General features: G+C 68.6%; 16 protein-coding genes. 5 read left to right on the forward strand and 11 right to left on the reverse strand.

Translation table 11 applies throughout. The features are described from left to right. Positions 1-106: 106 nt before the first annotated feature. Together ACMGEZ_RS22990 and argE are read right to left on the reverse strand one after the other, a co-directional pair. Entirely contained in the window at positions 107-1,276 is a 1,170-nt protein-coding gene (locus ACMGEZ_RS22990; RefSeq protein WP_436824597.1) for a DUF445 domain-containing protein, read from the reverse strand. Between the two features lie 53 nt (positions 1,277-1,329). After that, positions 1,330-2,541: an acetylornithine deacetylase gene (gene argE, locus ACMGEZ_RS22995; RefSeq protein ID WP_436824598.1), complete on the reverse strand. Its 1,212-nt coding sequence runs from the start codon at positions 2,539-2,541 to the stop codon at positions 1,330-1,332. Between the two features lie 88 nt (positions 2,542-2,629). On the opposite strand from argE, the gene ACMGEZ_RS23000 reads away from it, so the two are divergent. Beyond that, a complete protein-coding gene (locus ACMGEZ_RS23000) occupies positions 2,630-3,844 on the forward strand; it encodes a M20 aminoacylase family protein (RefSeq protein ID WP_436824599.1) in 1,215 nt (404 codons plus the stop codon). After that, a complete protein-coding gene (locus ACMGEZ_RS23005; RefSeq protein ID WP_436824600.1) occupies positions 3,841-4,941 on the forward strand; it encodes a M14 family metallopeptidase in 1,101 nt (366 codons plus the stop codon). The genes ACMGEZ_RS23000 and ACMGEZ_RS23005 overlap by 4 nt, the downstream gene beginning before the upstream one ends. 19 nt (positions 4,942-4,960) lie before the next feature. Here the strand turns inward: ACMGEZ_RS23005 and ACMGEZ_RS23010 are convergent, their stop codons facing one another. Continuing rightward, positions 4,961-6,085, reverse strand: a complete 1,125-nt coding sequence (locus ACMGEZ_RS23010; RefSeq protein WP_436824601.1) for an ABC transporter substrate-binding protein — start codon at positions 6,083-6,085, stop codon at positions 4,961-4,963. Between the two features lie 71 nt (positions 6,086-6,156). On the opposite strand from ACMGEZ_RS23010, the gene ACMGEZ_RS23015 reads away from it, so the two are divergent. Genes ACMGEZ_RS23015 through ACMGEZ_RS23025 form a run of 3 tightly spaced genes read left to right on the forward strand, consistent with a single transcriptional unit; the run spans position 6,157 to position 9,673 of the window. Further along, the gene (locus ACMGEZ_RS23015) at positions 6,157-8,187 is read left to right on the forward strand and encodes a molybdopterin-containing oxidoreductase family protein (protein ID WP_436824602.1); all 2,031 of its coding nucleotides are present in this window, start codon (positions 6,157-6,159) and stop codon (positions 8,185-8,187) included. Between the two features lie 12 nt (positions 8,188-8,199). Continuing rightward, entirely contained in the window at positions 8,200-9,342 is a 1,143-nt protein-coding gene (locus ACMGEZ_RS23020; RefSeq protein ID WP_436824603.1) for an aminopeptidase, read from the forward strand. Further along, on the forward strand, positions 9,335-9,673 hold the full coding sequence (locus ACMGEZ_RS23025; RefSeq protein ID WP_436824604.1) for a polyhydroxyalkanoic acid system family protein: 339 nt from the start codon (positions 9,335-9,337) through the stop codon (positions 9,671-9,673). The genes ACMGEZ_RS23020 and ACMGEZ_RS23025 overlap by 8 nt, the downstream gene beginning before the upstream one ends. A 15-nt stretch (positions 9,674-9,688) precedes the next feature. Here ACMGEZ_RS23025 and ACMGEZ_RS23030 read toward each other — a convergent pair whose 3' ends face one another. The 8 genes from ACMGEZ_RS23030 to ACMGEZ_RS23065 all read right to left on the reverse strand — a co-directional run bounded on the left by ACMGEZ_RS23030 (position 9,689) and on the right by ACMGEZ_RS23065 (position 16,239). Beyond that, positions 9,689-9,946 (reverse strand): acyl-CoA-binding protein, encoded by a 258-nt coding sequence (locus ACMGEZ_RS23030; RefSeq protein ID WP_436824605.1) that lies wholly within the window; start codon positions 9,944-9,946, stop codon positions 9,689-9,691. A gap of 59 nt (positions 9,947-10,005) precedes the next feature. Then, the gene (locus tag ACMGEZ_RS23035) at positions 10,006-10,836 is read right to left on the reverse strand and encodes a hypothetical protein (protein ID WP_436824606.1); all 831 of its coding nucleotides are present in this window, start codon (positions 10,834-10,836) and stop codon (positions 10,006-10,008) included. 7 nt (positions 10,837-10,843) lie between these two features. Next, complete coding sequence (locus tag ACMGEZ_RS23040; RefSeq protein WP_436824607.1) at positions 10,844-11,518, reverse strand: TetR/AcrR family transcriptional regulator; 675 nt, start codon at positions 11,516-11,518, stop codon at positions 10,844-10,846. Between the two features lie 118 nt (positions 11,519-11,636). Further along, on the reverse strand, positions 11,637-12,131 hold the full coding sequence (locus ACMGEZ_RS23045) for a phasin family protein (RefSeq protein ID WP_436824608.1): 495 nt from the start codon (positions 12,129-12,131) through the stop codon (positions 11,637-11,639). A 94-nt stretch (positions 12,132-12,225) separates the two neighbouring features. Beyond that, positions 12,226-14,295 (reverse strand): DUF6311 domain-containing protein, encoded by a 2,070-nt coding sequence (locus ACMGEZ_RS23050; RefSeq protein ID WP_436824609.1) that lies wholly within the window; start codon positions 14,293-14,295, stop codon positions 12,226-12,228. After that, complete coding sequence (locus ACMGEZ_RS23055; protein WP_436824610.1) at positions 14,292-14,888, reverse strand: hypothetical protein; 597 nt, start codon at positions 14,886-14,888, stop codon at positions 14,292-14,294. The genes ACMGEZ_RS23050 and ACMGEZ_RS23055 overlap by 4 nt, the downstream gene beginning before the upstream one ends. Then, positions 14,885-15,295, reverse strand: coding sequence for a GtrA family protein (locus ACMGEZ_RS23060; protein ID WP_436824611.1), 411 nt, complete (start codon positions 15,293-15,295; stop codon positions 14,885-14,887). The genes ACMGEZ_RS23055 and ACMGEZ_RS23060 overlap by 4 nt, the downstream gene beginning before the upstream one ends. Continuing rightward, a complete protein-coding gene (locus ACMGEZ_RS23065) occupies positions 15,292-16,239 on the reverse strand; it encodes a glycosyltransferase (protein WP_436824612.1) in 948 nt (315 codons plus the stop codon). The genes ACMGEZ_RS23060 and ACMGEZ_RS23065 overlap by 4 nt, the downstream gene beginning before the upstream one ends. Between the last annotated feature and the right edge of the window lie 199 nt (positions 16,240-16,438).

Here is a 16,438-nt window from a genome sequence, read left to right on the forward strand (position 1 = left end):
GCGAAATCCCGGCTCCGCACTCAACACAACAGCAACGTACGAAATCAAACGAAACGAGTGCCCCCACCCCAACCCTCTCGCAAAGGAGGAGGAGGCAAGAGGGAGTTCAAGCCAGGGCCTGCGTAATCGAATGAATGAGCAGCCCCACCAACCCCCCCACCAACGTCCCATTGACCCGAATGAACTGCAGATCCCGCCCGATGTGCTTCTCCAGTTCCACGCTCATCTCCTCCGCATTCCATTGCCCCACCCGCTCCACGATGTAGCGCCGGATGTCCTCCCGGTAGCGCTCGATGGCGCGCGGCGCCGCGTCGACGATCTGCTCGTTGATCCAGCGCCGCATCGCCTCGTCGGCCTCCAGCCGCGCGCCCAGCGTTCCCGCCATGGCGACGATGCGCCGCCGGATCTCCGAGTCGCTCTTCGCCAGGTCCTCGTGCAGCCAGGCCAGCAGCTCGCTCCAGAGCCCGTGCAGGTATTCGCCGATCGCCGGGTGCGCCTGCAATTCCGCGCGGATGGCCTCGCCGCGGCGCTGGAATTCGGGGTCGGTCTTGAGCTTGTGGACGAACTCGTGCATGAACGCGTCGAAGCGCTGCCGCATCGGGTGCGCGGGATCGTCCGCCATCTCGGCGACGGTGCGCGCGGCCGCGGCCACCACCTTGCGCGTGGCGAGCCGGGCCGTGACCTGGTCGAGGCCGACGTAGCGCAGCGCCCGGATCTCGCGCGCGATCGCCTCGGTGATCTGCACCTGCACCTCCTCGCCCTCGACCGCCGCCGCGACCTGGGCCAGCAGGTCGTCGAGCAGGGCCTGGTGCCGCCCGTGCGCCGTCAACGCATCCAGGGCCTGGCCGGACAGCCGCGCAATGTCGATCTGCGCCAAGCCCGCGGCTGCTGCGCGGCCGAGGAATTCGCGCACGCGCGCATCGTCGAAGGCCGCCAGGCCGTAGCGCGCCGCGCCCACCAGGTGAGCGCCGAGCGTGGCGGCGTGTGCGGGCTGGGCGAGCCAGCGGGCCAGCCGCGCGGCCGGATCGAGCTGCTCCACCTTGGCCAGCACCTGCTGCGTGCTCAGGAAGTTGTTGCAGATGAAGCCGGCCAGCCGCGCGCCGATGCGGTCCTTGTTCGACGGGATGATCGCGGTGTGCGGGATGGGCAGCCCCATTGGATGCCGAAAGAGCGCGACCACCGCGAACCAATCGGCGATCGCGCCCACCATCGCGGCTTCGGCGAAGGCCGCGACATAACCCCAGGCGGGATTGGGATGACGCGCCGCGAGCGCCATCGCCGCCGCGTAGAGCAGGGCGGCGGCGCCGAGCAGGGCAAGGGCGACGCGCTTCAGCGGATCTCCCGGGTCGCCGCGAGCCCCTGCAGGAACTGCTCGCAGCGTGCGAGTTGGGCCAGCGTGACGTACTCGTCGGGCTGGTGCGCCTGGGTGATGCTGCCGGGGCCGCACACCACCGTCGGAATGCCGGCCTGCTTGAAAATGCCGGCCTCTGTGCCGAAGGCCACGAGCGTGGTGCCCGCTTCGCCGGCCAGGCGCTGCGCCAGGCGGGTGACGGGGTCCTCGGCCGAGGTCAGGAAACTGGGGATCTCGCAGATGGTCTCGAAGCTGAAGCCCGCCTCGGGCGCGATCTTCTTCATGCCGGCCTCCAGGCGGTTGGCGTGCAGCCGCATTTCCTTTTGCATCTTCTGGGCGTCGGCGGTCGGCAGGTCGCGGAATTCGTAGCGGAACTCGGCGTCGCGCGGCACCACGTTGTCGGCGATGCCGCCGTGGAACTGGCCGACGCTGGCGGTGCTGTAGGGCACGTCGAAGCCCGCGTAGCGAGGCTCCTCGCGCTCGAAGCCCTCGGCCATGTCGCGCAGCTTGCCAACCAGGCGCGCCGCCATCTCGATCGCGTTGACCGAGCGCGGCGTGAGCGAGGAATGCGCCTCCTTGCCCCGCACGCAGCAGCGGTAGCGGTAGACGCCCTTGTGCGCGATGGCCGGCACCATCATCGTCGGCTCGCCGACGATGCAGGCCAGGGGGCGGATGCCCTGTTCCTTCATGTCGGCGATCAGATCGCGCACGCCGAAGCAGCCCACCTCCTCGTCGTAGCTGAAGGCGAAGTGCACCGCGAAGGGCGAGTCGCTCTCGATGAAGCGCTCGGCATTGGCCAGCGCGATCGCGATGAAGCTCTTCATGTCGGCCGAGCCGCGGCCGTAGAGCCGGGGCTCGACCTGCATTGCCTCGCCGTCGTGTTCGTCCTGGGGCCAGTCCTGGACCAGGGCGGAGAGCGGGTCCACGCTCCAGTCCTGCCCGTCCCAGGGCACGGTGTCGGTATGGCCGGAGACGATCACGCCCGCCGGCTTGCCCGCGCCCAGCGTCGCGAAGAGGTTGGCCTTGGTCTTGTCGGCGTTGTAGGTGAGGCGGCTGCGCACGCCCAGGCCGGCCAGGTGGTCGCGCGCGAAGTCGATCAGCTCCAGGTTGCTATGCGCGCTCACGGTGTTCATGCGCACCAGGGTCTGGGCGAAATCGAGGCTGCGGCTGGAGAGGAGGGAGGACGGCATGGCGGCCATTGTCCCGGAAGTCGTGCCGCGCCGCGTTCGCGCAGGCACAGGCTTTGCGGGTGTTTTGGGCTCAGCCTAGACTCTCCCCATGAAACTCATCGACTCCCTGGTCACCCAGGCGGCCGGCATCGCCACCGTCCGGCGCGACCTGCATGCCCATCCCGAACTCTGCTTCCAGGAACAGCGCACTGCCGACGTGGTGGCGGCCAAGCTCACCGAATGGGGCATCCCCATCCACCGCGGCCTGGCCACCACCGGCGTGATCGGCATCGTGAAGAACGGCAGCAGCCCGCGGGCCGTCGGCTTGCGCGCCGACATGGACGCGCTGCCGGTCACCGAGCTCAACACCTTCGCCCATGCCAGCAAGCACCCGGGCAAGATGCACGCCTGCGGTCATGATGGCCACACCGCGATGCTGCTGGCAGCGGCGCAGCACCTGGCGAAGCACCGCAACTTCGACGGCACGGTCTACCTGATCTTCCAGCCGGCCGAGGAGGGCGGCGGCGGGGCCCGCGAGATGGTCAAGGAAGGCCTCTTCGAGCAGTTCCCGATGGAGGCCGTCTTCGGAATGCACAACTGGCCCGGCATGAAGGCCGGCCAGTTCGCCGTCAGCCCGGGGCCGGCGATGGCCTCGAGCAACGAGTTCACCATCACCATCCACGGCAAGGGCGGCCATGCGGCGCTGCCGCACACGGGCATCGATCCGGTGCCGATCGCCTGCGAGATGGTGCAGGCCTTCCAGACCATCATCACGCGCAGCAAGAAGCCGACCGAGGCCGGGGTGATCTCGGTCACGATGATCCACGGCGGCGAAGCCAGCAACGTGATCCCCGACTGCTGCGAGCTCAAGGGCACGGTGCGCACCTTCTCGCTGGAAGTGCTGGACCTGATCGAGTCACGAATGAAGAAGATTGCCGAGCATGTGAGCGCGGCACACGATGCCGAGTGCGACTTCCATTTCCACCGCAACTACCCACCCACCATCAACACCGCCGCCGAGGCGAACTTCGCGCGCCGCGTGATGGCCGGCATCGTGGGCGAGGAGAACGTGCTGGTGCAGGAGCCCGCGATGACCGCCGAGGACTTCGCCTTCATGCTGCAGGCCCGGCCCGGCGCCTATGCCTTCATCGGCAACGGCGACGGCAGCCATCGTGACTCGCACCACGGCGGCGGCCCCTGCATGCTGCACAACGCGAGCTACGACTTCAACGACGACCTGATCCCGCTGGGCGCGACCTGCTGGGTGCGGCTGGCCGAGGAGTTCCTCGGCGGCCCCGCGCTGGCCGCGGAGCGCGCCGCATGATCGGCGTCGGCGAAGCCTTTGCGGGCCGCTACGCGCTGGCCCGCCGGAAGTTCCTGGAGGGCTGCGCCGCGGCAGGGCTGGCGGTGCGCTCCCATGTGCACCCGCTCCCGGGCCGCGACGGCGAGGAACTGGCCATGGACGTGGCGCTCGACGGCGACGCGCAGGCCGAAAGCCTGCTGATGGTGAGCAGCGGCTGCCACGGCATCGAGGGCCATTGCGGCAGCGGCGTGCAGGTCTTCGCGCTGCACGATGCCGAGTGGCGCGAGAAGGCGCGCGACCAGGGCGTGGCCGTGCTCTATGTGCACGCGCTGAACCCGCACGGCTTCTCGCACGGCCGCCGCGTCACGCACGAGAACGTGGACCTGAACCGCAACTTCCTCGACTTCTCGCAGCCGCTGCCGGTGAACGAGGCCTATGCCACGCTGCATGCGCTGCTGCTGCCCGACGAGTGGCCGCCGTCGGCGGCCACCCAGGCGGAGATCGATGCCCTCATCGCGCGCGAGGGGCTGGGCTTCTACCAGGCCGCCGTGACGCGCGGGCAGTACCAGTTTGCCGACGGCCTGTTCTATGGCGGCAGTGCGCCCACCTGGAGCAACAGCACTTTGCGCGAGGTGCTGCGCACGCATGCCGGCCGCGCGAGCCGCGTCGGCTGGATCGACATTCACACCGGCCTCGGGCCCAACGGCATCGGCGAGCGCATCTTCGCCGGCCGGGACGACAAGGCCGCATACGCCAGGGCGAACGCCTGGTGGGGCACGGCGGCGGCGCCGGTCACCTCGATGTACGACGGCTCCTCGACCTCGGCCTTCCTGACCGGGCTGATGTGCTACGCCCTCGGCGACGAATGCCCGCAGGCCGAGCACACCTCGATCGCGCTGGAATACGGCACCCAGCCGATGCTGGAAGTGACGGCGGCGCTGCGCGGGGACCATTGGCTGCATTGCCACCCCGAGGCGCCGGCCGACTTGGCGGATGCCATCCGCGCGCGCATGCTTGCAGCGTTCTACAGCGACAACGACGCCTGGCGAGGGCAGGTGATCAGCCAGGCGCGGCAGGCCATGTTCCAGGCCGTGGATGGCCTTGCTTCATCGCCCTGAAGAGAGGGAGTAGCTTCCCTCAGGTCCGGATCCGCCCGTCGCCCGTGATCATCGACAGCTCCACGAACTTCGAAGCCACGTGGTTGCGCGGCGAGAAGGAGACCTCGAAGCCGCCGAACTGCTGCCGGTCGATGCTCTCCAGCCCCGCGATCAGGCCCTCGCGCGTGAGCTTGCCGGGCGCGCGGCGCAGACCCTCGGCCAGCACCTTGGCGGCCAGGTAGCCTTCCATGCTGGAGAAGTTGGACTGCACCGTGCCGCCGCTCTTCTTCACCGCCTCGTTGAACTCGCGCGTGATGCCGTTCGCGGCGTAATAAGGGGAGGGCACGACCTGGGTGACGACCACCCCGGCGCCGTCCTTGCCCAGTTCGTCGGCCAGGGCCTGCGTGCCGACGAAGGACACGTTGTAGAAGGTGCCGCCGTAACCCGCCTTGCGCGCCTCGCGGATGAAGGCGGCGCAGGACTTGTAGGCGCTGACCTGGACCACGGCGTCCGGCCTGGCCGCCACGATGGTCTTCACCGCGGCCGACACGTCGACCGTGTTGCGTTCGACCGTGGCCAGGGCCGCCGGCTTCAGGTCGAGCTGCGAGAGCGCGAGGGTCACGCCGTCCAGGCCGGCCTTGCCGTAGGCGTCGTTCTGGTAGAAGACCGCGATCTTCTTCAGGCCCAGGTGGGTGAGCTGCTTCACGATCAGCGCCGTCTCGTCGTTGTACGAGGCACGCAGGTGGAACACGTTGCGGTGGAAGGGCTCGCGCAGGGCCATAGCGCCGGTGAAGGGCGCGATGAACGGCACCCTCGCATTCACCGCCAGCGGCAAGGCCGCCAGGCTGGTGGGCGTGCCGATGTAGCCGAACAGTGCGAACGCCTCCTCGTCGATCAGCTTCTTCGTGTTGGCGGCGCAGCGCTCGGGCTCGTAGCCGTCGTCCAGGAACTGGATCTTCACGTCGCGATGGCCGGGCAGCGCGTTGTACTGGTCGAGGTACAGCTTGGCGCCCTGGTGGAACTGGATCCCCAGCTGTGCCGCCGGCCCGCTGAAGGGTGCCGACTGGCCCAGCATGATGGGTGTTTCGCTCTGGGCTCTCGCGATGCCGAAGCCGCCGAGTGCCGCGGCACCGGCCGCGATTGAAAAATGCCTGCGATGGATCATCGTGAAAACTCCAGAGCGCCACTGCGGCGCAGAACTTAGACTTGACCGGTCCACTCGTTGCCCGGCCACCCATGAACTCCCCGACCCAGGTGCTCGGCGCCTGCCCCCATGACTGCCCCGACACCTGCTCCCTGGTGACCACCGTGCAAGACGGCCGGGCCATCAAGCTGCAGGGAAACCCGGCGCATCCGCACACGGCCGGCGTGCTGTGCACCAAGGTCTCGCGCTACATCGAACGCAACGACCATCCCGAGCGGCTGCTGCAGCCCATGAAGCGGGTCGGACCCAAGGGGAGCGGCCGATTCGAACCGGTGAGCTGGGACGCGGCCCTTTCCGACATCGCCGAACGCCTGCACGTATTACTTAGTAACAATTCGTCAGAATCGATTCTGCCCTACAGCTATGCAGGAACGATGGGTCTTGTGCAGGGCGAGTCGATGGATCGTCGTTTTTTCCACAAGCTCGGCGCATCGTTGCTGGACCGCACGATCTGCTCGACGGCCGGGGGTGAGGCTTTAAGTTTTACTTTAGGGGCCAAGGTCGGCATGCGGGTCCAGTTCTTCGCCGAGGCGAAGCTGATCTTGATCTGGGGCAGCAACTCGATCGGGAGCAATCTGCATTTCTGGCGCCATGCGCAGGCCGCCAAGCGCGCGGGTGCCAGGCTGGTGTGCATCGACCCGCGCCGGACCGAGACCGCCGACAAATGCGACGAGCACATCGCGCTGCTGCCCGGCACGGACGCGGCGCTGGCCCTCGCGCTGATGCACGAGCTGATCGTCAACGACTGGCTGGACCACGACTACATCGAGCGCCACACCCTCGGCTGGGAGCAACTGCGCGAGCGCGCCCTGCAGTGGCCGCCGGCCCGCGCGGCCGCGGTCTGCGGCGTGCCCGAGGCGCAGATCGTCGCGCTGGCGCGCGACTACGGCACCACCAAGCCTGCGGCGATCCGGCTCAACTACGGCATGCAGCGGGTGCGCGGTGGCGGCAACGCCGCGCGCGCCATCGCCTGCCTGCCGGCACTGATCGGCGCCTGGCGCGAGCGCGCGGGCGGGCTGCTGCTGAGCAGCTCGGGCCAGTTCCCGGTAGACCGCGCCGCGCTGCAGCGGCCCGACCTGCTGGCGGGGCGGCTGCCGCGCACCATCAACATGAGCGCCATCGGCGATGCGCTGCTCGACACCGCGAACCCGGTCCGGGCGATCGTGGTCTACAACAGCAACCCGGTCGCGGTCGCGCCGGATTCGGCCAAGGTGGTCGCCGGCTTCGCACGCGAGGACCTGTTCACCGTGGTGCTCGAGCAGTTCCAGACCGACACCGCCGACTATGCCGACTACCTGCTGCCGGCCACCACCCAGCTGGAGCACTGGGACATCCACACCAGCTACGGCCACACCGATGTGCTGCTCAACCGGCCGGCGCTTGCGCCGCGCGGCGAGGCGCGCAGCAACGCCTGGGTGTTCCGCGAGCTGGCGCGCCGCATGGGCTTCGACGAGCCGTGCTTTTCCGACGACGACGAGACGCTGTGCCGCAGCGCCTTCGCGCCCGGCGCGATCGACGTCGAAGACCTGCAGGCCCGCGGCTTCACCAGCCTGAAGCTGCCCGACGCGCCTTTTGCCGAAGGCGGCTTCCCCACGCCCTCGGGCCGGTGCGAGTTCTTCAGCGCACGCCTCGCGGCCCAGGGCCAGGACGGCCTGCCCGACCACGTCCCCAACTACGAGCCGGCCGGCAGCTCCACCGAGTTTCCGCTCGCGATGATCTCGCCGCCGGCGCGCAACTTCCTCAACTCGACCTTCGTGAACGTGAAGAGCCTGCGCGCGATCGAGGGCGAACCGCTGCTCGAGATCCACGAGGACGATGCCGCCGCGCGCGGCATCGTCGATGGCACGATGGTGCGCGTGTTCAACCGCCGCGGCGAGCACCGCTGCCGCGCCGAGGTCTCGCGCCGCGCGCGGCCCGGCGTGGTGCACGGACTCGGCATCTGGTGGCGCAAGTTCGGCGCCGACGGCACCAACGTCAACCAGCTCACCAGCCAGCGGCTGACCGACATCGGCCGCGGGCCTACCTTCTACGACTGCCTGGTCGAGGTCATGCCCGATGCCTGAGGTGGTGCTCGAATGAACAAGGGGCGCGCGGCCTTTGCTGCCGTGGCCGTGCTGGCCCTGGCCGGCTGCGCTGACCTGGGCTACTACTGGCAGTCGGCCAGCGGCCACCTGGCGCTCATGCACGCGGCGCGGCCGGTGCCGGAGTGGCTGCAGGACCCGGCCGCCAACGACGCGCTCAAGGCCAAGCTGGAGTTGGCGCAACGCATCCGTCGCTTCGCAGTCGCCGAGCTCGGCCTGCCGGACAACCCGAGCTACAAGGCCTACGCCGACCTGCGCCGGCCGGCCGCCATCTGGAACGTGGTGGCGGCGCCTGCGCATTCGCTCACCCTCAAGACCTGGTGCTTCCCGGTTGCCGGCTGCGTGGGCTATCGCGGCTACTACGACGAGGCGGCAGCCCGCGCAGAAGCCGCTGCCCTGGTCGCCCAGGGCCTGGAAGCGGCTGTCTATCCGGTGCCGGCCTACTCCACCTTGGGCTGGATGAACTGGGCCGGCGGCGATCCGTTGCTGTCCACCTTCATCGGCTACCCGGAAGGCGAACTGGCCCGCATCGTGTTCCACGAGCTGGCGCACCAGGTGCTCTACGTGCCCGGCGACACGATGTTCAACGAGTCCTTCGCGACCGCGGTGGAGCGCATCGGCGGTGCCCGTTGGCTGCAGACCGAGGCCGGCGAGGCGGCACGCGCCGAGTACGCGCAGTTCGACAGCCGGCGCCAGCAGTTCCGCGCCCTCACCGCCGCCACGCGCCGGGTGCTCTCGGACATCTACGCCTCGAAGGAGGCACAGGCCGGCGACTGGGCGACGGTCGATGCGCAGAAGAAGGCCGCGATGGAAGACTTCCGCCAGCGTTACGCGGCCCTGCGCGCCGGCTGGAGCGGCCCGCGGCAGGGCGCCTACGACGCCTGGGTGGCGCGTGCCAACAACGCGCTGTTCGGTGCGCAGGCCGCGTACGACGAACTGGTGCCCGGTTTCGAGGCGCTGTTCGAGCGCGAAGGCCGGGATTGGCCGCGCTTCTATGCGGCAGTCAAGCGCCTCGCCGCGCTGCCCAAGGACGAGAGAACGCTCGCCCTGCGGACCGGGGACGCCGTGGCGCCCGCAGCCCGCAGGCCGACCGAAGAACCCGGCCAACACAGCCGACAAGGAGGGCCCGGTGCCTGATATCCACATCGAACGCAGCCATCGACTCGGCATCGAGGCCGCGCGCGCGATCGCGCGCAAATGGGTCGGCCAGGTCGAGCAGGACTACGGCCTCGCCTGCAGCTACGAGGAAGGCCAGGCCCGCGATGTCGGCCGCTTCAGCCGCGCGGGCATCGACGGCAGTGTCGAGGTCAGCGGCGACAGCTTGACGCTGCGAGCGACGCTGGCGGGCCTGTTCGCCAGCTTCAGCGGGCAGATCGAGGAGCGCCTGCGGCGCAAGCTCGACGACCTGCTGGGCCAGCCCGATGACGCAGACGATGACGACGCCTACAACGACAAGGACTGGCGTTGAACGCCGCGCCGGCGCTCAGCCGCGCAGCGACTCGATCAGGTCGATGTACTTCTGCTTGGCCTCGTCCGCGCTCAAGCCCTTCTGCGCGGTCCAGGCTTCCCACTTGGCGCGCGCGACGATGTCGCTGAAGCTGGGCTTCTTCTCGGTGTTGTCGCCCAGTGTCGCCTGCTTGAACAGGCCGTAGATCTTGAGCAGCGTCGGGTTGTCCGGGCGCTCGGCAAGCAGTTTGGAATTGGCCTGGGCGGCTTCGAACAGGGCGTTCAGGTCGGACATGATGGCGATCGTGTGGCTGGGGCCCGCATCTTAAGTGGCGAGTGCCTCGGCCGGCCGACTCAGTCCGACAGCCCGGCGCGCGCCAGCTCCACGTCGAGCCGCTCGCGCGCATCGGCCGGCTCCGCCGCGGCAGCCCGCTCGTAGAGGCGGGTGGCCTCGGCCAGGCGAACATCGCCTTCCAGCATCAGCAGGCCGCGGGCATATTCCATCAGCGCGCCGGGCGAGCGCGGGTGGAGTTCCAGGCCGCGCTCGAAGAGCTCGATCGCGATTTCCGCGCGCACGCCGTAGGTCATGCGGCCGACCAGCGCGCCCACCTTGTCGATGACTTCGGCATGAAAGGCCGCGAGCGCCACATGGGCCGCGGCGTGCCGCGGCTCGAGCGCGATCACGCGTTCGAGCGCGCCCTTGACCTTGCTGCCGAGGCCCTGCGCCAGCGCCCGTGCCACGCTGATGCCCTGGCTGTAGCGGCCGAGCGCATAGGCTTGCCAGTAGAGGGCGTGGCAGTTGTCCGGCTCCTCCGCCGCCTGCAGCGCGGCGCGCTCGGCCACCTGCTTGAACAGGGCCTGCCGCATCGCCTCGCGTGGCTCGAGGTAGTTGGCATAGATGGCGGTGGCCTGGTTGGCGAGCATCAGCCCTTCGCTGCCGTGCCGCAGCCCGAGCTTGGCCGCGCGCTCGAAGTCGCCGCTGTGGTAGAGCGCCCAGCCCTCGGCCAGCGGACCGGGTGCCGGCGGAGGCAGCGCGTGCGCGGCGTGCAACCTGCCCCATCGCTGCAGCACTTGGGCGGCGTCGAAGCGCGGCGTGTCCCGGTAGGGCATCTGGACCCATGGCTCCGAGGCGGGCACCGCGGCGGTCGCCAGCAGCGAGAGGGGTTGGAGATCGGGATGGGCCATGCGATGCTCAGACGGTGGTCGGCTGATCTTCGCCTGCGTAGGCGTTGCTCAGCGTAAGCAAATGCCGCCGTTGCTCGGCGGCGAGGTAGGGCGCGAGCAGATGCAGCGTGTGGTGCGCGCCGCGCAGCAGGGCGCTCTGGGCATGGCCGGGCTCCAGCGCCTCCCGCGGGTTGCGCACGTACTCGTAGCTCAGCCAATAGGTCAGCACCACCACCATGCTCTGGGCGAGCGGATCGACCTCGGGCGCGTCGATGTCCAGGTGGCCCGACCGGCTCATGCCGGCGAGCAGCGCCCGGATCGCGCGCGCCTTGTTCTGGAGCACCAGCTGGAACTGGGTCTCCAGGCGCCGATTCTTCGAGAGCAGGTCGTTGAGGTCGCGGTACAGGAAGCGATAGCGCCAGATCAGCTCGAACAGGCTGTGCATGAAGAACCAGGCGTCCTCCACGTCGCGCACGCCTTCGCTGGCGTGCAGCAGCTCGTTGAGCTCGGTCTCGTAGTTCTCGTAGAGCCGGTTGATCAGCTCATCCTTGGCGGGGTAGTGGTAGTAGAGATTGCCGGGACTGATGTTGAGCTCGCCCGCCACCAGCGTGGTGGAGACGTTCGGCTCCCCGAACCGATTGAACAGGTCCAATGCGGCTTCGAGGATGCGTTGTGCAGTGCGGCGTGGCGCCTTCTTGGCCATGAGCTCGTAGCCCCCCGGTTTGTCTCCTGAGGCCACTCTAGCGCAAGTCCCGCGCCGCGGGGTCATTGATTGCTGAGCAGAGATGCTTGTCGCGGCCGATCAAGGCCGCCGCCGTGGATCAGGCGTCGCCGCTCGGCTTGCGCCGCCGCGAGGGCTTCGCCGCGGCTTCTGCCGGATGGCGCGCGGCCGTCTTGCGTGGTGCCCGTGCGGGCCGGCTGGCCGAGTCCCTGCGCCTGAGCTGGGCTTCGAGCGCCTCGATCCGCGCCTGCAACGCCGCCACCTCCTGCGCCGAGGGCATGCCGAGCTTCTCGAGCGCGCGCGCCACGCGGTCTTCGAAGATGGATTCGAGCTTGCCCCATCCACCCGCCGCCTTGGTGCCGAACTCGCTCGCGAAGCCGGCCATCCGGGCTTGAGCCTGGGCCAGCGTTTCCCCGGCGGCATGCTGCGTCTTCTTCTGCACGCCGAGCCCGTCCTTCACCAGCGCCTCGAAGGCCTTGCTGCCCTCCTGCTGCATCTTGGCGAAGGCGCCGAGGCCCGCGAGCCAGATCTGCTGGGCGGAGTCCTTGATGCGGTCGGTTTTGTCGTCGGGCTTGTCGTCGTCCGGGGTGGCCATGGTCTGTTCCTGAGAGTGAATGGCGAAACTCTAGCTGCGCCTGCGGCCCTGCGTGTAGAGCCCGCGGTCTAGCGGCGCGCCTGTGGGCATGGCCCTACTTGGCGGCGGGGCCCACGACAACGGGGATGTGCGGGATCCGCATGTCCATGTCGTGCAGATACCGATAGCCTTCTGCAGCGATCGAGAACTGCAGGTCGTAGCTGCCTTCGGCGGAAGGCTTGGGAATCGTGACGCTGATCGCTTCCTCCTCGCCGGGGGCCAGGGAGAAGCTCAGGTCCTGCCGGGCCAGCCATTCGGGCGCAGGCGCAGCAGCCCCTGAGTCCGTGGAGGTGGGTACGAACCGCCAGGTGAGGCGCAGCGGATGCCCGATGCGCGACAGCGAGTGGAGAGGCTGCGCGCCGTCGTTCCGGATGCGCACGATGACCTTGAGCTCGCGTGCGTCGGCCTCGGTCGCGGTGGGCGTGAGTTGGATCTGCCTGGCCTGTGCCTCGTCCGGCGGCCGAAGCGCGGCATCTGTGGGCAGGTGGCGGGCCGGGCACGGCTCGAGCGCGACCCAGGCCGTCCGCGCCAGCAGCGCATCCGGCAGCAGCTTTCCGGCAGCCCATGGCGCCGGCGCCATGCTGTAGATGCGCGCCGCGGCCGAATGGCAGGGCAAGGGGTGGACGTAGCCCGGCGGCGCATTGCCCGAATAGCCGTTCAAGGTCGGCATCTTGCGGTCCTGCGCGAAGACCATGCCGTCGAGCTCGGTCATGTAGAAAGGTTCGTTCGCGCGTCCGGTGAGATACAGAACCGAATCGGGCTTGAAGACCGCGGCGCCAGCGGCCTGGTCTACAGCGGCCATGCGGCCGCGCCACTGGTCGAAGCTGGCGAAGGACGGGCGATAAGCCAGGGTCTCGAGGGAGAACGCGAGGACGATCAGGCTAGAGACCAGCCAGCGCAGGCCGCGATGCCGCTGCAGGTGCTCGACGCCGATCGCCGCCGCGACGGCCACCGGCAACGCCATGACAAGAACGACGCGGCTCACCGCCCGCAAGGACGAGATGCCGGGCAGCGCCATGGCGTGCTGGTACAAGGACTTCCCGTTCACATGCAGGGTGAAGGCCACCAGCAAAGCCAGCGTCGTCAGCGAAAGCCCGAGAAGCCGCCGCCAGCGCGCGGCCGCTTCGGTCCCGGCGGTGACCAGCGCCCAAACGGCAAGCACGAGCGGAACGAAGCCGAAGAACATCTGGTGCTCGTGGCGCGCCTCCAGGCCGGACACCGCGGCGCCGAGCCATCGATACCCCGGCACCGCGTCTGCCAGCAAGTAGCTCTGCGGCCGGGGCAGCATCACCAGCACCTCGTCGGGCATCCGGCTGAAGCCATAGCCGCGGCTGATGGCGTGGTACTTCAGCAGCAGGTAGGCGACAGCGGCCGCGGATGCCGCGATGACCAGGAGCGCTCTCCAGTCGAACAGCCCTGCAGACGTCCCGGGCCGCCGCCGGGCAGCCGGCGGCCGGAACGCGGGGACCAGCATGGCCACGGCCGTCGCAGCGAGCAGGTAGGCCATGAAGACGCCCAGATAGATCGAGCAGTAGAACTGCAGCGCACCCCAGGCCGCGAGCCGCGCCAGGTGCGTCAGGCGCCGTTCCTGGATGAACTGCAGCAGCGCCAGCCACGCCAACGGGATGGCAAACCGGTAGGTCAGCTGCACATGGGATTCCTGCGCCAGGGCCGGCAGCGAGAACGTGTAGACGAAGGCGGCGACCGACGCGCCGAGCGACGAGAAGCCCAGCCTGCGCATCACCAGGTACATCGCGACGAAGTCGAGCGCGAATCCGACAGTCAGCCACGCATCGAGGGCGGGCTCGCGGGCGAGCCCCAGGGCACGGAAGACAACGTAGACCAGGCCGGAGCCGAAATGGTTGTCACTGAAAGCCAGCGCGCCTCGTGCCGGATAGAAGAAGCCTGGCGACCACAGCGAAGGCCAATCGCCGCTTGCCCGCTGGAACAAGTGCTCGAGGATGACGCTGTTGAAGCGCGCGTCGCCCAGGTCGCCCGGCACCGCGGTGAACCAGTTCGTCGCGCGCAGGATGTAGAAGCAAAGTCCCACCGCCGCCAGGACCAGCGGCGCGAGGCGATAGCCGGGGGCTGCATGCCAGTCCCCGTGCGTGGCCGTCGAGCTCATCGGCAGGTGTAGTCCTTCTGCGCGGCGCTGTTGCGGAAGGGGTCCGTCAGATCGTCGCTGTACTGGCCCATCAGCAGCCGCTGCTTGGGCAGCAGGTGCCGCCGGAAGAACCGGCTGAAGCTCGCGAGTCCGTCGCCCTTGGGGGTGAGCCGCACGCAGCCGTTTTCGATGCGGATGGTGCCGGATTCGAGCTGCTCGGTCAGCCGCACGTCCACCAGGCGGTGCTCCTTGAGGTACTCGTCGGTGAACACTTCGGCAAAGCGGCTCTGCTGGATGCCGCCGCCGCGCTGCTGCAGCTTCTCGAGGATGTAGAAGGACAGTGAGCGATCCAGCACCGTAGGCACCGAAATGGCGAGCGCATAGGCCGCCAGCAGCCAGATGATCAGCATCTGAAACTTCTCGAAGCCGCTGAACACCGAGAAGGACCGCAGCACCATGACCAGCCCGGCCGTGATGAACGCAGCGAGCACGCCATCGACGATGGCGCTGTAGAACACCACGTTCACGTGCATGAAGGAGATATGCACCCAGTAGATCAAGCAGGCCAGCACGAGAAAGAAGGCGCTTGCCGCGGCGAATCGAATGATTTTCATGGTCCCGAGAACACGAGGAGCTTGTTGCCGATGTAGCTCAGCACGGTCTGCAGCACCGTGGCGATCAGGAATCCGATGCTGTAGTCCAGATGCAGCACGTCGGTCCACGCGAAGAGCAGCAGTCCGTGCAGGCAGGCGATCGAGGCATACAGAATAAGAAAGCGCAAGGCCTGATGAGTCCAGGGCGCGCGCGCCTTGCGGAAGACGAAATACCGGCTGCCGACGAAGGAGGACGCAATGCCGAACCAGGCGGCCACGAAGTTCGCCACGCCGGCGGAGGGCATGCCCAGTACCCGGAGATTGAAGCTCAGCACGCCGTAATGGATGGCTGTTGCGATCAGTCCGTTGAGGATGAAGCGCCCCAGCTCGGCGAGGCGCGGATCTGCGAGACGGGCGCGCAGGATCATGCGAGGTGGCCGGTGTGCGTCACCGTATCGACAAAATCGCTGTAGGCCGCCTGCAGCGAGGCGCCCGACCTGCTCACGCCGGTGAGCATGAGGCTCATCAGGGCCAGCGTGCCCGTCTGCAGGAACACCAGCAGCAGGATGCCCAACGCCACCGAGAACCAGCCGGGGGTCGCGTACCCCGACACCTTGAGCACCACGGAAGCCAGGCCGCCCAGGATGGTCAGCGTGCCCAGGAGCGCCGCGGCGATGCCGACGCGCACGAGCACGTCCTCGGCGAAGACCATGATGCCGCGGAAGCCGTGCAAGGTCAGCCCGACGAAGTTCATCTTGCTCTGCCCGGCATAGCGCGGGCCGCGGTCCAGCGCGCAGGTGGCGATGCGCAGGCGGGAGCCCAGCACGCAGCTGGCGACGTGCGTCCAGAGCTCCTGCATGGCAGCCAGGCGCTTGACCGCGTCGGGCTTGAGCGCCATGAAGTTGCCGAAACTGATGCTGCGCCCCGTGAGGAGCTTGAAGAGCCGCCGGTAGACCGCGTAGAAGAGCTTGAAGCGCAAGGTCTCGACGCGCGTGCGGCGCTCGGCGACGACCACGTCGGTCTCGTCCCGGTCCAGCGTCCGGAGCAATTCGGGAATGGAGGCGGGGAGGTCTTCGCCGTCGGAATCCATCACCACGACCCGCTGGGCCTCGGCCAGGTGCTCGGCCACATAGCCGAGGCCGACGGCGATCGCGCGCTGATGGCCCACGTTGCGCCGCAGACGGATCACGGTGCCGCTCAGGCCGATGGCCTCCATCTGCCGGATGTCGACCGGCTGCCGGACCGAGCCGTCGTCCACAGCCACCACATGCACCTGCCGGCCGAACGCATCGAACAGTTCGCGGAACAGGCGGGCCGAGGCTTCGCTGTCTTCGAAGACAGGCGTGACGACGACGAAGGGGATGACACTCATCAGGGGAAGGGAGAAGAACTGGGAGCAGACGGGCCGATGAGGCCGCGGCGCGGGGCTGGAGCCAATCAGCGGCCGACATTGTGCCCCATGCCCTGCAGCCGTTCGAGGCGCGCCCGGCGCAGCAGGGCGCCGGCGTTTTCTGGCTATGCCCCGATGGGATAATCCCCGATTGCCGGCCGGCAGGCGGCCTTTTCATTTC

Origin of the sequence: Variovorax stachyos (assembly GCF_051400855.1) — a bacterium.
Lineage (GTDB): Bacteria > Pseudomonadota > Gammaproteobacteria > Burkholderiales > Burkholderiaceae_C > Variovorax.